The 14184-nt window shown below is 61.4% G+C and carries 13 protein-coding genes; 6 read left to right on the top strand and 7 right to left on the bottom strand.

The window, feature by feature from the left end:
• Positions 1 to 858, bottom strand: coding sequence for an MlaE family ABC transporter permease (locus CJ178_RS28295; protein ID WP_033234515.1), 858 nt, complete (start codon positions 856 to 858; stop codon positions 1 to 3).
• Complete coding sequence (locus CJ178_RS28300; protein WP_033234514.1) at positions 858 to 1667, bottom strand: MlaE family ABC transporter permease; 810 nt, start codon at positions 1665 to 1667, stop codon at positions 858 to 860. The genes CJ178_RS28295 and CJ178_RS28300 overlap by 1 nt, the downstream gene beginning before the upstream one ends.
• Before the next feature lie 292 nt (positions 1668 to 1959).
• On the opposite strand from CJ178_RS28300, the gene CJ178_RS28305 reads away from it, so the two are divergent.
• Positions 1960 to 3201 (top strand): TetR/AcrR family transcriptional regulator, encoded by a 1242-nt coding sequence (locus tag CJ178_RS28305; RefSeq protein WP_033234513.1) that lies wholly within the window; start codon positions 1960 to 1962, stop codon positions 3199 to 3201.
• 4 nt (positions 3202 to 3205) lie between these two features.
• On the opposite strand, the gene trhA is transcribed toward CJ178_RS28305, so the two are convergent.
• Positions 3206 to 3874 (bottom strand): PAQR family membrane homeostasis protein TrhA, encoded by a 669-nt coding sequence (gene trhA / locus CJ178_RS28310; RefSeq protein ID WP_033234512.1) that lies wholly within the window; start codon positions 3872 to 3874, stop codon positions 3206 to 3208.
• Positions 3875 to 4037: 163 nt separating this feature from the next.
• Between trhA and CJ178_RS28315 the strand changes: the two genes are divergently transcribed.
• Positions 4038 to 4805 (top strand): isoprenyl transferase, encoded by a 768-nt coding sequence (locus CJ178_RS28315; protein WP_033234511.1) that lies wholly within the window; start codon positions 4038 to 4040, stop codon positions 4803 to 4805.
• Between the two features lie 6 nt (positions 4806 to 4811).
• On the opposite strand, the gene coaA is transcribed toward CJ178_RS28315, so the two are convergent.
• Positions 4812 to 5744, bottom strand: coding sequence for a type I pantothenate kinase (gene coaA, locus CJ178_RS28320; protein ID WP_033234510.1), 933 nt, complete (start codon positions 5742 to 5744; stop codon positions 4812 to 4814).
• Between the two features lie 172 nt (positions 5745 to 5916).
• Here coaA and CJ178_RS28325 point away from each other — a divergent pair, with 172 nt between their 5' ends.
• The 4 genes from CJ178_RS28325 to CJ178_RS28340 all read left to right on the top strand — a co-directional run bounded on the left by CJ178_RS28325 (position 5917) and on the right by CJ178_RS28340 (position 11267).
• Positions 5917 to 7188 (top strand): hypothetical protein, encoded by a 1272-nt coding sequence (locus CJ178_RS28325; protein ID WP_045069373.1) that lies wholly within the window; start codon positions 5917 to 5919, stop codon positions 7186 to 7188.
• Entirely contained in the window at positions 7185 to 8492 is a 1308-nt protein-coding gene (glyA, locus tag CJ178_RS28330) for a serine hydroxymethyltransferase (RefSeq protein ID WP_033234509.1), read from the top strand. Before CJ178_RS28325 ends, glyA begins: the two co-directional genes overlap by 4 nt.
• Positions 8493 to 8567: 75 nt before the next feature.
• Positions 8568 to 9584: a patatin-like phospholipase family protein gene (locus tag CJ178_RS28335; protein WP_095888502.1), complete on the top strand. Its 1017-nt coding sequence runs from the start codon at positions 8568 to 8570 to the stop codon at positions 9582 to 9584.
• 303 nt (positions 9585 to 9887) lie between these two features.
• Positions 9888 to 11267 carry a PhoH family protein gene (locus CJ178_RS28340; RefSeq protein ID WP_179300856.1) on the top strand — a complete coding sequence of 460 codons (1380 nt, stop codon included), beginning with the start codon at positions 9888 to 9890 and terminating at the stop codon, positions 11265 to 11267.
• Positions 11268 to 11311: 44 nt separating this feature from the next.
• Here CJ178_RS28340 and CJ178_RS28345 read toward each other — a convergent pair whose 3' ends face one another.
• The 3 genes from CJ178_RS28345 to CJ178_RS28355 form a co-directional block, all read right to left on the bottom strand.
• Positions 11312 to 11716, bottom strand: coding sequence for a carboxymuconolactone decarboxylase family protein (locus tag CJ178_RS28345; RefSeq protein ID WP_095888503.1), 405 nt, complete (start codon positions 11714 to 11716; stop codon positions 11312 to 11314).
• A gap of 30 nt (positions 11717 to 11746) precedes the next feature.
• A complete protein-coding gene (locus tag CJ178_RS28350) occupies positions 11747 to 12175 on the bottom strand; it encodes a limonene-1,2-epoxide hydrolase family protein (RefSeq protein ID WP_033234505.1) in 429 nt (142 codons plus the stop codon).
• A gap of 171 nt (positions 12176 to 12346) precedes the next feature.
• Positions 12347 to 13906, bottom strand: coding sequence for an RCC1 domain-containing protein (locus tag CJ178_RS28355; RefSeq protein ID WP_095888504.1), 1560 nt, complete (start codon positions 13904 to 13906; stop codon positions 12347 to 12349).
• Positions 13907 to 14184: the final 278 nt, after the last annotated feature.

Raw genomic sequence — 14184 nt, forward strand, 5'->3', positions numbered from 1 at the left:
TCAGACCCCCATTCCGGGGATTTGGGGAACGAGACCCCACAGGCCGAAAGTCATGATGACGTCCAGGATTCCGATCGCCAGGATTGCAGTGCGGAGCGCGCGGCCGGCCGCCTGACCCACACCCGCCGGTCCACCGGAGGCGTAATATCCGTAGGCGCAGTGCACAAGCGCGACAACGGCTGCGAAGACCACGGCTTTGAGACCGGAGTAGAGAAGATCCTGTGGGGAGATCGCGAGGTGGAAGAAGTAGTCGTACGTTCCCGCCGATGCGCCATTGAAGAACACGACGACAAGGCGGGTCGACAGGTAGCTGGCCAGCAGACCGATCATGTAGATCGGAATGACGCAGATCATTGCCGCGATCACCCGAGTGCCGGCGAGGAACGGGATGGATCTGATCGCCATCGAGTCCAAGGCATCGATCTCGTCGGAGATGCGCATGGCGCCGATTTGCGCGGTAAAGCCCGTTCCGACCTTGGCGGCCAACGCAATTGCAACAACAACCGGCGCAAGTTCACGTGTGTTGGCAACGGCCGACAGCATTCCGGACAGTGAGGTCATGCCCACGAGTTCGAGTCCTCGATGCATTTCGACACCCAGCATCATTGCGGCTGCCAGGGACATCGCGAACACGATGCCGATAGTTCCGCCGCCCGACAGCAGCGAGTTCGTGCCGAAGCTGACTTCGCTGATCTGACCGAGTACATGCTTGCGATACTTGGTGAGGGCAAACGGAATTGACGCGACTGTACGGACGTAGAACGTCACATGCTGACCGAGCGACACCAAACCGTCGGCAGCGGTCCGCAGCGGTCTGCTCGCCTGGTGGGCTCTGATCCGTAGATCGACGAGCGACATCAGAATTCACCGACTGCCGGAACTATCACGGTATACAGCGCGGACAGAACCGTGTTGGCGATGAAGACCAGAGCAAAGGCGATGACCACGGCTTCGTTGACGGCATCGGCGACGCCGCGGGGGCCGCCCTTGGCGTGGAGTCCTTTGAAGGTGGCGACCAAAGTCGAAGCGATACCGAAGATCGCGGCCTTGACCAAGGCCATGACAAAGTCGGATGACCGGCCGTACTGGCTGAACGTCGCCATGAATGTTCCGGCAGGCAGATGCTGAACGTAGATGTGGTAGAGGTAGCACGCAATCACTCCGCCGAACGTGACCATGGAACATAGAGCTAGGGAAACAACTACCGCTGCAACCAATCTCGGAGCAACAAGACGCTCGATGACGTCGATACCCATGACTTCCATGGCGTCGATCTCTTCGCGGATCTTCCGTGAGCCCAGATCGGTGCAGATTGCCGATCCGGCAACCCCTGCCATCATCAGCGCGCACACCAGTGCTGCGGCCTGACCCACGATGATGAACGCGACAACTGCACCGGAGTAACCGCCTGCGCCGATTCGCCCCGCGAGCTCACCGACCGATACCGCGATGAAGACCCCGATCGGGATCATGAGCAGCAGGGACGGACCGGTGCTCACCCGGCCGATGAAGAGCGTTTGAGTTATCGTCTCGTGCAACGAGAGCCGCCTGCGGATGATGGCCGTGAACAGGCCGAACAGTGCCTGCACCGAGAATCCGATCAGGTAGCCGCCCTCGAGCGCTACGTCTCGTACCGGGCCTTTCGAGGCTGGCAGTTCGTACGTCACCTGGTTCTATTCCTTTGCAGCTCAAGTTCTTTCATTGAAGATGTCGAGTGTGTTCAGGCGTCGAGACGGGCCGACGTGCAGGGGTGCGATCGTGGCGGATTATGTGTGAATCATTTCACAGCAACTCGCGTGCGGCAATAGTTATGTGAATGGGAATTCTTCTCAGAACTTGTCTGGTTGGCGACGGAAACTTGATATAACTACAGTTGAAAGCTGCATCTTCGAGTGCGTGCACGGTAGGTGCGCGCAAGATGTGTATGACTATTCTCGATAGGGAAGCAGGCCGGAGACAGTGACAACAAGAGACCTGAGGGTTGCTCCGGCCGTCGGTCGGAGTCGTGCGGTCGAAGCAAAGAAGAGACCGAAAGACCGCAAGGCACAAATTGCGGCCGCAGCGGCAATCGCCTTCAGTGAGCGCGGCTACCACGGTGTCAGTGTCGAAGACATCGCGTCGTCGGTGGGCATCTCGCCCTCGGCTCTCTACCGCCATTTTCCGAAGAAGTACGCACTGTTTCAGTATTCGGCGCTGTCGTTGATGGAAGCGCTCACCGAGGCTCTCGATGCGGTGGAGAGCAGCGGGCAAGATGCCGATCGGCTTCCGCGCGATCTGCTGGCTGTAATCCGAACCACGATCAGCAATCGCCGGACCGCGGGTATCTACCGTTGGGAGAGCAGGTTTCTCGAACCATCAGACAAAGCGGTGATTCGCGAGCATTCGATTCTGATCAATCGCCGGGTGGGTGCCCATTTGTCACCGTCGGACACTCCGGTCAGTGAGCGCGACGCAAGGCTTGTGGTGGCCGCGATGTTCAGCGCGATCGGAAGCATCACGGCCCACAATCTCGTCTTGCCGCAGAAGACAATTGAACGCATCCTGCTGAGTGCATGTGTGGCGATAGATCAGGCGAGATTTGCGCGAGGTCGCCAGGACAATCCACAAAGCCGCCGCTCGGTGCTTGCGCCGCTGGGGGACAACAAGCGGGAGCGTCTACTGCATGAAGCGGTGCGGCTCTTCGACTCCCATGGCTACCACGACGTCAAGATCGAAGAGATAGCTGCCGCAGCTGGTTTGAACGCGTCCGGCATGTACCGATACTTCCCGAGCAAAGCCGACCTTCTCTCCGCCATCTTCTACCGGGCTGCAGATCGCCTGGACGTCGCTACGGTGTCGGTGCTGGACGCGTCGGATTCGCCGGCCGAGGCACTGGCATCACTGTCGTTGATGTATGTCGACTTGTCTTTTGCGCAACACGAGTTGATGTCCATCTACTTCTCCGAGATGCACAATCTGTTGCCCAGTCATCGAAATGACTTGAAGAGTCGGCAAAAACTCTACGTGGTCGAATGGGCGCGATTGCTCCGTGAGATCCGACCGGAGCTCACGGAGCCCGAGAGCATGTTCGTCGTGCATGCTGCGCTGAACGTGGTTCCCGATGTCGGCCGTCTGCTCGGATTCGATCCTGGGCCGGAGAATGTGTGGAAAGTTCACTGCTTGGTTTCGGCAGTTCTGTTCGGTGGACCAGCGCAGCGGTGATGCGTCAGTTGAAGACGACGAGCCAGACGGCGATGTAGTGGCAGATTGCCGCGACGACCGTTGCGGCGTGGAAGAACTCGTGATGTCCGAACGTCGTGGGCCACGGGTTCGGCCATTTGGTGGCGTAGAGAATTGCTCCGACGCTGTAGAGGATTCCGCCGACCAGTAACAGCACCATCGGCGCGACGCCAACCTGGTGGGTCATCTCACCGGCGACGGGCACGATGGCCCATCCCAGAATCAGGTACAGCGGCACACCCACCCACTTAGGGGCTGTCGGCCACAGCATCTTGAGCGCAACGCCTGCGAGTGCACCAGCCCAGACGACCGCAAGGACGACAGTGCCGGTCTCGCTGGGCAAGCCCAGCATCGCAAACGGTGTGTAGCTGCCCGCGATGAACAGGAAGATCATCGAATGGTCGGCGCGCTTCATCCAGATGCGGGCGTCGACGGTTTTCCAGTGGATGCGGTGATAGGTCGCGCTGATGCCGAAAAGGCCACAGATGGTGATGCTGTAGATCGCCGTGGCCAAGGCCGCCTTGGCTCCGACTTGAGCGCCCGCCACCGCGACGAGAACGATGCCCGCTACGACGGAAACGCAGAGTGCCCACAGATGGATCCATCCGCGCATGCGTGGTTTGACCGGAAGTGCATCCAACCCGAGTGCTGTCATCGTTTAACTCCTTTCGGCAACGCTGCCAGAACCTACGGTACCGTAGGTTACGTGTCAGTAGCATAACCTACCTGCAGCTTTTCGACGCGCCCATAAAGCGTGACGGCGCTCGCAAGTGGGGACAAGGTCCCGGCGTAGTCTTTGTCACCATGGTGATGTCACGGTGAAGGTGCGCGGACTGCTGTACAGCATCTACGAGCGACGGCTCTTGAAGCATTTGGATGGACTCACCCATCCGAGGCACGTCGCGGTGATGTGTGACGGTAACCGACGCTGGGCGCGCGAGAACGGTTTCACGGACGTCAGTCACGGGCACCGGATGGGCGCACTCAAGATCTCCGAACTGCTCGACTGGTGCGATGCCGCCGGAATCGAGATGGCAACGATCTACCTACTCTCCACCGAGAATCTGCGCCGGGACCCCGAAGAGTTGGACACACTCCTCGAAATCATCACCGATGTGGTCGAGGAGATTTCCGGGCCGAGTAAGAACTGGAGCGTGCAGATCGTCGGCGCTCTGGATCTGTTGCCGGCCGAGCAGTCGCGGCGCCTTCGTGATGCCGCGGACGGAACCGAAGGCCGCACCGGAACTCACGTCAACATCGCGATCGGATACGGCGGCCGCCAGGAGATCGCCGACGCCGTTCAGTCGCTGCTGAGTGAGAAGCTCAGCCAAGGACTCAGTGGCGACGAACTGGTCCAGGCGATCACCGTCGACGGTATCGACAGTCACCTCTATACGTCAGGTCAGCCCGATCCCGACCTGGTGATCCGCACGTCGGGGGAGCAGCGGCTTTCGGGATTCCTGTTGTGGCAGAGTGCCTATTCGGAGATTTGGTTCACCGAGGCGTACTGGCCCGAGTTCCGCCGGGTCGACTTCCTCCGGGCCCTTCGTGACTATGCGGCAAGGCACCGCCGGTTCGGCGCCTGAGCAGTATCAGAGCTTGCGCAGGCGCAGCCGGTTGATCGTGTGATCGGAGTCCTTGCGCAACACCAGCGTTGCTCGCGGACGGGTGGGGAGGATGTTCTCCACCAGGTTCGGTTGATTGATCGAGTTCCAGATGTCCTTGGCGGCGCTGGTCGCGTCGCGGTCCGATAGTCCCGAGTAATGGTGGAAGTGCGCGTTCGGGTCGGCAAACGACGTTTTCCGTAGTGCCAGGAACCGTTCGATGTACCAAGCTTCGATGTCCTCGATCCGGGCATCGACGTAGATGGAGAAGTCGAACAGATCCGAGACCATCAGACGCGGACCGGTCTGCAGCACGTTGAGGCCCTCGATGATGAGGATGTCGGGCTGACGGATCAGGTGGAATTGGCCGGGGATGATGTCGTACAGAGTATGCGAATAGACCGGGGCCGCTACCTCTTCGGCGCCCGATTTCACCTCGGTCACGAATCGCAGGAGTTTGCGGCGATCGTAGCTCTCGGGAAAACCCTTGCGGTGCATCATGCCCCGACGGTGCAGTTCTTTGGTGGGGTACAAGAACCCGTCGGTGGTGACAAGATCGACGCGCGGGTGATGGTCCCATCGGGCCAGGAGTGCTTGCAGCACACGGGCCGTCGTGGATTTGCCGACGGCCACCGAACCGGCCACGCCGATGACGAAGGGAACTTGTCGATCGGGGTGTTTCTCGCCGAGGAACGTTGCGGTAGCGGCAAACAGTCGCTGCCTTGCGGCAACCTGTAGGTGGATCAGTCGAGCCAGCGGGAGGTACACCTCGGCAACTTCCTCGAGGTCGATCTGCTCACCGAGGCCGCGGAGGCCGTACAGTTCGTCCTCCGTCAGGACGAGCGGAGTCGACTTACGCAGTGTGCGCCACTGCTTACGGTCGAACTCGACATACGGGCTGGATTCGCCGGCGCGTGCCATCAGCGCAGCTCGCCGGTGCCGAGGAACTGTGATGCCGTTGGTACGGGCGAAGCGTGCGAGCAAGCCAGGCGCGAGTGCGCACGATCCAAGTGCATAACCGAATTGTGCTTGGTGCCACGTAAGGAGTTGTCGTCGGGTCGCATTCCGGGCGCGGGCGCTAGGCTTGTGCCTTATGGATCCAGACTCGCTCGTTCGCCGATATCTGCTGCTGGGACTAGGTTTCGATCGACTCGAGGAAGGGTTTGTCGACGCGTTCACCGGCGATCCGGCACTCCGTCAGCAAGTTGAAAATGCAACGAAGCCCGATCCGGGCGTACTCGCCCGCACCGCTCGAGAGCTTCGCGCCGAGTTGCCGGCAAGTGGTCTGAACGCCGACCGGGCTCACTTCATCGACGTTCACCTACGGGCTCTCGAATGCTCCGGCCGCAAGTTCGCGGGCGAGGAGATCGGGTTTGTCGACGAGGTCGAGGCCTACTTCGACGTGCGAATTTCGAAGGGAAACGAAGACGCATACGGCGATGCTCACCGCCTGATGGGTGAGGTGCTACCAGGCCCGGGAACGCTGGTGGAGCGCGTGCAGGCACATCGCAAGGCCGACGAGATTCCGGCTGCGAAACTGGCCGAGTGCGTCGACGCGATGTCCAGTGCCCTGCGTGATCTGGTGCGTGGCACGTTCCCGCTGCCGGCGTCGGAAACCGTCGAATACGAAGTGGTGGGGGACAAGCCGTGGTCCGGGTTCAACTACTACCTCGGTGACTATCGCTCCAAAGTTGCGATCAATTCCGATCTCCCACAGTTCATGGCGAATCTGCCGAGACTGATTGCCCACGAGTCGTATCCGGGCCATCACACCGAACATTGCCGCAAGGAAGCCGGATTGGTGGGTGCCGGGCAACTCGAGCAGACGCTCTTTCTGGTGAACACGCCGCAGTGCCTCATGGCAGAGGGCCTGGCGGATTTGGCACTCGAAGCGATAGTCGGCCACGACTGGGGACTGTGGGCGCAGGAGATCTACGCGGATCTGGGGCTGGCATTCGACGGAGAGAAGGCCCAGCAACTGTCGGCGGCATCGGGCCAGCTGATCAGTGTGCGGCAGGACGCTGCGCTGATGCTGCACGACGAGGGACGCAGCCACGACGACGTTGCCGGATTCCTCGAGCGGTGGTCACTGTCGACGCCGGAGCGGGCACGGCAGTCGCTGCGATTCCTGTCCTCCCCGTTGTGGCGGGCGTACACCAGCACGTACGTCGAGGGATACCGGTTGCTCGGCGGGTGGCTCGATCAGGCTGCAACGCCAGCCGACCGTACAGACCGATTCCGGCGTCTGTTGGACGAGCCGCTGGTGCCGAGCTCACTGCGTTCGGCACCGGGTGGAGACACGTCGGGTGACCTTCGTAGACTGGACACATTCGATCCCGCATCCACCTTGGAGATTCCTCGATGACCGCTGTGCCTGGCTCCGACGTCAACTCTGCACCACTCGCCGAACTCGACCCCGAGGTCGCCGAAGCTATGGCGGGTGAATTGGCTCGTCAGCGCGACACTCTCGAGATGATCGCGTCGGAGAACTTCGTCCCCCGCTCGGTTCTGCAGGCTCAGGGCAGCGTCCTGACCAACAAGTACGCCGAAGGCTACCCGGGACGCCGTTACTACGGTGGCTGCGAGAACGTCGACATCATCGAGGACCTCGCCCGTAACCGTGCCAAGGAACTCTTCGGCGCCGAGTTCGCCAACGTGCAGCCGCACTCGGGCGCACAGGCCAACGCTGCCGTTCTGATGGCTCTGATGAACCCGGGTGAGAAGCTGCTCGGCCTCGACCTCGCTCACGGTGGTCACCTCACGCACGGCATGAAGCTCAACTTCTCCGGCAAGTTGTACGACGTCGCGTCCTACGGCGTGAGCAAGGAAGATCACCGCATCGACATGGACGAGGTGCGTACCATCGCCCTCGCCGAGAAGCCCAAGGTCATCGTCGCCGGTTGGTCCGCGTACCCGCGTCAGCAGGACTTCGCAGCCTTCCGTGCCATCGCCGACGAGGTCGGTGCGTACCTGTGGGTCGACATGGCGCACTTCGCCGGTCTGGTTGCCGCTGGTCTGCACCCGTCGCCCGTCCCGTACGCCGACGTCGTGTCCTCCACCGTCCACAAGACCCTCGGTGGCCCGCGCTCCGGCCTGATCCTGGCGAAGAAGGAATGGGCCAAGAAGCTCAACTCCGCAGTCTTCCCCGGCCAGCAGGGTGGACCGCTCATGCACGCCATCGCAGCCAAGGCCGTCACCTTCAAGATCGCTGCCGGTGAAGAGTTCAAGGACCGTCAGGTGCGTACCCTCTCCGGCGCCCGCATCCTCGCCGAGCGTCTCGGCAACAAGGACGTCGCAGATCAGGGCATCAGCGTTCTGACCGGTGGAACCGACGTCCACCTCGTTCTCGTGGACCTGCGCAACTCCAAGCTCGACGGCCAGCAGGGTGAGGACCTTCTGCACGAGGTCGGCATCACCGTCAACCGCAACGCAGTTCCGTTCGATCCCCGCCCGCCGATGACCACCTCCGGTCTGCGTATCGGCACCGCAGCCTTGGCTACTCGCGGATTCGGCGACGCCGAGTTCACCGAGGTCGCCGACATCATCGGCACCGCCCTCGCCGGCGATGCCGATCTGGTTGCCCTGCGCGCCCGCGTTGCCAAGCTCGCTCTCGACGTTCCGTTGTACGACGGCCTCGAGGACTGGGGCTTGCTCAGCAAGAACGTCTAAGCAGTAGTTCCCGACAGCCCGGTACCCGTTGTGGTGCCGGGCTGTCGGCGTTCTTACGGCGCCTACGATGGGCCAATGGCTCAGTCGCGGACAGTTGCATTGGCACTCGGTTCCGGTGGCGCGCGAGGCTACGCCCATATCGGTGTCATCCAGGTGCTCGAGGAACGTGGCTACTCGATAGTCGGAGTGGCAGGTTCGTCGATGGGTGCGTTGATCGGTGGGTTGTACGCAGCCGGAAAGCTGGACGAATTCACCGAGTGGGCGACGACGCTGAAGGCCCGCGATGTTGTTCGGTTGCTCGACGTATCGATGTCGGCACCCGGGGCGATCCACGCGGAGAAGGTGCTCGGGCGGGTTCGAGAGATCCTGGGCGAAACGTGCATCGAAGACATGCGCATCCCGTTCACCGCCGTGGCCACCGACCTGGCGGCGGGTAGGTCTGTGTGGTTTCAGCACGGGCCGGTCGACGCCGCGATTCGTGCGTCCATCGCTATCCCCGGAGTCATCACTCCCTTGGTTCTCAACGGCCGGGTGCTGGTGGACGGCGGCATCCTCGATCCGCTTCCCGTCGCGCCGACGCTCTCGATTCGTGCAGATCTGACGATCGGTGTCAGTTTGGGCGCGGACGCCCGTGAGAATCGCACGCCCGCTCGGGTGGGTACGGAGCCACGGCCCGTCGACGAGTGGGTCGGCCGATTCAAACGGGGCACCGCCCAGTTTCTCGATCGGGAGACAGTGAAGTCTGTGGTGTCTCGATTCGGTGGTCACTCGACGGGCCTGGGTCTTGAAGAGGTGGGCCTGGATGAGGTGAGTGTGGATGACGTGAGTGTGGACGAGGTGAGCCTGGACGAGGGAGTCGTCGATACGGGTCGTGATATCGCTCCGAAGATCGGGCGTTTGGAGATCATGGGTCGTTCACTCGAGGTCGTGCAGTCCGCGCTGGCCAGGTACCAGCTCGCGGTGTATCCACCGGACATTCTTATCCAGGTACCCCGCAAATCGGCCAGGAGTCTCGACTTTGCGCGGGCTACCGAGATGATCGCGATCGGTCGGGCTTTGACCGAGTCGGCGCTCGATGCCGAGGATTTCTGAGCTCACGCGTCGATAGTGCGGACGGCGTCGACAAGCACCTCTGGGTCGGTAAATGACACGAGTGGCATTTTGTAACCTGGCGTTCACGCATTGTGTGTCGGAATTCGTGGCGGGATGGCCCGAAGCACAGTACCGTCGGCAGTATCGAGTAGCGCAGAAGTTACTTGTGCGGGAGGTTCTGATCGTGACTGAAACATTCAGTGCGAGGGGGCCGGCGCCCGGCCCTCGTGTCACCTGACACAAGAGCCGACCGGTCCAGCGAGAACTAGTTTGTGCGGCGTAGCGCAGACCTAGGAGCCCACCGTGACTGCATCACGCTCCGTTTCTGCCCACTCGATTCCGGGCAGTATTTCAGCCGGTAATTCAGCCGGGAGTCATTCGGTAGATGCACTTCGCACGTATGTCTTGGATACGTCGGTCTTACTGTCCGATCCGTGGGCCGTCACAAGATTCGCCGAGCACAATGTGGTTCTGCCCCTTGTTGTGGTCAGTGAACTCGAAGGCAAGCGACATCATCACGAACTGGGATGGTTTGCGCGAGAAGCACTCCGCATGCTCGACGACCTCCGGATCGAATACGGCCGGCTCGACCGTCCGGTGCCGATCGGTAGCGAGAACGGTACCTTGCAAGTCGAACTCAATCACACTGATCCCGCAGTACTCCCCGTCGGATTCCGCACGGACAGTAATGATTCGAGGATACTTGCCTGCGCGCTCAATCTTGCGGCCGAAGGCAAAGATGTAGTCCTGGTCAGCAAAGACATTCCGCTCCGAGTCAAAGCGGGCGCCGTGGGGCTTCCCGCCGACGAGTACCACGCGCACGACGTCGTTCCCTCCGGGTGGACCGGTATGACTGAGTGTGATGTCGCGTCGACGGACATCGACGAACTGTTCTCCGAGGGCTTTCTCGATCTCGAGGAGGGGCGAGATCTGCCGTGTCACACCGGGGTTCGGCTGCTCGGCGGTTCGTCCAGTGCCTTGGGGAGGGTGACACCGGACAAACGGATTCAGCTTGTCCGCGGTGAGCGCGAGGCATTCGGTCTGCACGGCCGCAGCGCCGAGCAGCGGATTGCACTGGAACTGCTGATGGACGAAAGCATCGGAATCGTCTCTCTCGGCGGCAAAGCGGGTACCGGAAAGTCGGCGCTGGCCTTGACCGCGGGACTCGAAGCGGTGCTCGAGCGTCGAAGCCAACGCAAGGTGGTGGTCTTCCGGCCACTGTATGCCGTTGGCGGACAGGAACTCGGATATCTCCCGGGCAGCGAGAGTGAGAAGATGGGCCCGTGGGCTCAGGCCGTCTTCGACACACTCGACGGGTTGGCGTCACCCGAAGTTCTCGAAGAGGTCCAAGCCCGGGGGATGTTGGAAGTCTTGCCGCTCACGCACATTCGTGGACGTTCTCTGCACGATTCGTTCGTGATCGTCGACGAGGCGCAGTCCCTCGAACGAAATGTGTTGCTGACGGTGCTTTCTCGACTCGGAACCGGATCGCGAGTGGTGTTGACGCATGACGTCGCGCAGCGTGACAACCTGCGAGTCGGCCGCCACGACGGTGTTGCCGCCGTGATCGAAAAGCTGAAGGGGCATCCACTGTTTGCGCATATCACGCTCACTCGAAGCGAGCGTTCGCCGATCGCCGAGTTGGTTACCGAAATGTTGGAGGAGTTCGGACCGACTCCCTGAGAATAGTTCTCCCCGTGCGGCATGCTTGCCGCACGGGGAGTGGCTCAGTTCTCCAGCGGTCCCAATTCCGCGTTGAGGACTTCCTGGACAACGCGCATAGCAGCGAGTCCGGCCGGGGCGCCGCAGTACGCGCTGGCATGTATCACGGTTTCGACGATCTCGGTGCGCGTCAAGCCATTTCGCAAAGCGGCACGGACGTGGCCTTTCAGTTCGTTCTCCGCCCGCAGAGCGATCAGCATTCCCAGATTGATCAGACTGCGGCTGCGTCGATCGAGGCCTGGACGCGTCCACACCGATCCCCACACGTTGGCCGTCACGAAGTTCTGCAATTCTTCGCTGTCGGTTCCGCGGGTGCGCTCGAACGCTGCGTCGACAAAATCGGCACCCATGACTTCTGTGCGCACGGCCAGTCCGGCGTCGAAGGAATCGGATGTGTTGTATTCGGTCATCGGGCGAGTGCTCTCTTCCGGCAGGTGTTGTCAGGCCGGAGCCAGCCTACTGCGAGAGCCGATACCCAACACCGCCTGCCCGATCGCGGTCACCACACCCCACGCAACGTCGCGCAGCGAGAAGTAGTCCCGCCACACGGCGATCTTGCCGTCGCGTAATTCGAAAGTTCCACACACCCAGAACTCGATGCGCAGTGGTCCGACGGTCAGGATGTCGGTGCGTTCGGTGAGGACGGTGAACTCGTCGCCGATGATGTGATGCATGTCGGCCTCGAACTTGAGTGACGGCTTCGTGACCATTCGAAGCGCCCGGACCACGGCATTTCTCCCGCGCAACGTCGGCAGCGAGACGTTCTGCCAGATGATGTCCTCGGTCATCAACTCGGCGGCGCCGTCCACATCGAAATCGGTGAGGGCGCGGAACATCTTTCGAACTGTGGTGACCGAATCAGTGTTCATCGAAACCCCTGTTCATCACGAGCCTGTGTTCATCACGAGCCTGTGTTCATTCGGTGCTCTGACAAATGTGCCCAAACCGTCGCTGTCGAAGTATCCCAAGGTTAGCGAGTTTCCGTCGAATATGGCTCGGGATGGTTCTGTTCGATCGACTATCTGGGAGATCCCGTGAGGTCAGCTACCGAATCCGGTGAACTCGAGTGATCCCAGGGATCCTGTGGTGGGTTGTTCGGGTGTGATCGGGGCCTCGGCGACATTGACGGTAACGACAAGGGTCAGGTCGGGATTGACGCCGTTGGTGGCGTTGAGGGTGAACGTGTAAGAGCCTGCAGCGGCGGGTGTTCCGGACAGTGTTCCGTTAGTGAAAACCATGCCGGTGGGCAGTTTTGCCGGGTCGATCACTGTGATGGTGGGGGCAGGGTTACCGGTGACTGTGAATTCACGGGTAAGTGCTGTTCCGGCAACAGCATCGAGCGTCACGGGTCCGGCATCGGTGAACATCGGGGCGGCGGGTGCTGCTGCGACGATGAGGGTGGCGTTGAGCGTTGCCGGATTTCCGACGCCGTTGGTGGCGCTGACCGTGAAGGGGAACGATCCTTCGGTGGTGGGTGTTCCGGTCAGAGCCCCAGTTTCACTGAGCGTGAGTCCGGCCGGGAGTCCGGTGGCGGTGACAACGGGGGTGGGGTTTCCGGTGGTGGTGAACGCGTGGGAGATTGCTGTTCCGGCAATACCGTTTACGGTGACGGGGCCCGCATCGGTGAACGCAGAAGCGGTTGCAGTTTTCAATGCCAATGAACGGTTGCCGCCGCCGGCGATGGCGGTGTAGCCGGTGCCGGTCGGGGCGGGAAGCTGCCCACCACCGCTGCTTCCCCATTCTGCGATGGTGCCGTCGGCAGTCAAAGCCAGTGAATGGAAGTCGCCGCCACCGATGGCGGTGTAGCCGTTGCCCCTTGGGACGGTGCCTAACCCGTTGCCACTTTGTCCCCAGGTTGTGATCGTGCCGTCGGCGGTCAACGCCAACCCATGGAAACCTCCTGAAGCAATAGTGGTGTAGCCGTTACCGGTCGGAGTGTTGGTCTGACCTTCGTAGTTGTATCCCCAGCCGACGATGGAGCCGTCGGCGGTCAACGCCAACGAATGAAGGCTGCCGGCTGCGATGGCTTTATAGCCGTTGCCAGGAAGCGTGTTGGCCTGTTTCCAGTAGTTGTAACCCCAGCCCACGACGGTGCCGTCGGCGGTCAACGCCAACGAATGGTAACCGCCGGCCGCGATGGCTTTGTAGCCGTTACCAACTGGGATGTTAGCGAGTTGCCCGAGGCTGCTGGCTCCCCAAGCCACGATGGTGCCGTCGGCGGTTAACGCCACTGAATGAAAGGCGCCGACGGCGATGGCTTTGTAGCCGCTACCGGCCGGGATGTTGTCGAGTTGACCGTCATTGTTGTTCCCCCACCCCACGATGGAGCCGTCGGCGGTCAACGCCAACGAATGGGAGTAGCCGGCCGCGATGGCGGTGTAACCGCCTCCCGCCGGGAAGTTGTCGAGCTGCCCGTTGTCGTTGTTTCCCCCTACCCCGTAGCCCCAACCTGTGATTGTGCCGGGATCGGTGACCGGCACACCTTCCGCCGCGGCAGTGGTCGCAGCGGCGAGGGCGAGTGCTCCAGCGGCAATGAGAGCGGTGAGCCCTCGCAGTCGTCTGCCTCGGTGAGATCTGTGACGGTGATCGAGTGGTGCCATCGTGGTGTGCCTTTCCTGGCGGATTCCGCCGGGAGGGCGGTGCGGTCACGGTTAGTGACCACGCAGTGACGATAACGGGCGGGGAGGCACAAAACGCCCATTTTTGCTGGCCATTTTAGGCCAGATGGCATTGATGGCCGAAAATGGCCTTCTATGCCGAGCTGTGAACAGAGCGCCCCACGCGGCCCAAGGCAAGCATTTGAATCAGTGCGAATTGAATGTGCCGGTGCGGAATTAGCCCGCGGTGATCCGTTGTTGAGGCATGCAGCAGTCGCGGA

The sequence above is a fragment of the Rhodococcus sp. ACPA4 genome, assembly GCF_002300185.1.
Taxonomy (GTDB): domain Bacteria; phylum Actinomycetota; class Actinomycetes; order Mycobacteriales; family Mycobacteriaceae; genus Rhodococcus_F; species Rhodococcus_F globerula.

Coding starts and splice junctions, on each gene's coding strand:
- CJ178_RS28295 (WP_033234515.1), bottom strand. CDS start 858: ATGTCGCTCGTCGATCTACGGATCAGAGCCCACCAGGCGAGCAGACCG.
- trhA (WP_033234512.1), bottom strand. CDS start 3,874: ATGACAGCACTCGGGTTGGATGCACTTCCGGTCAAACCACGCATGCGC.
- coaA (WP_033234510.1), bottom strand. CDS start 5,744: ATGGCACGCGCCGGCGAATCCAGCCCGTATGTCGAGTTCGACCGTAAG.
- CJ178_RS28325 (WP_045069373.1), top strand. CDS start 5,917: ATGGATCCAGACTCGCTCGTTCGCCGATATCTGCTGCTGGGACTAGGT.
- glyA (WP_033234509.1), top strand. CDS start 7,185: ATGACCGCTGTGCCTGGCTCCGACGTCAACTCTGCACCACTCGCCGAA.
- CJ178_RS28335 (WP_095888502.1), top strand. CDS start 8,568: ATGGCTCAGTCGCGGACAGTTGCATTGGCACTCGGTTCCGGTGGCGCG.
- CJ178_RS28345 (WP_095888503.1), bottom strand. CDS start 11,716: ATGACCGAATACAACACATCCGATTCCTTCGACGCCGGACTGGCCGTG.
- CJ178_RS28350 (WP_033234505.1), bottom strand. CDS start 12,175: ATGAACACTGATTCGGTCACCACAGTTCGAAAGATGTTCCGCGCCCTC.
- CJ178_RS28355 (WP_095888504.1), bottom strand. CDS start 13,906: ATGGCACCACTCGATCACCGTCACAGATCTCACCGAGGCAGACGACTG.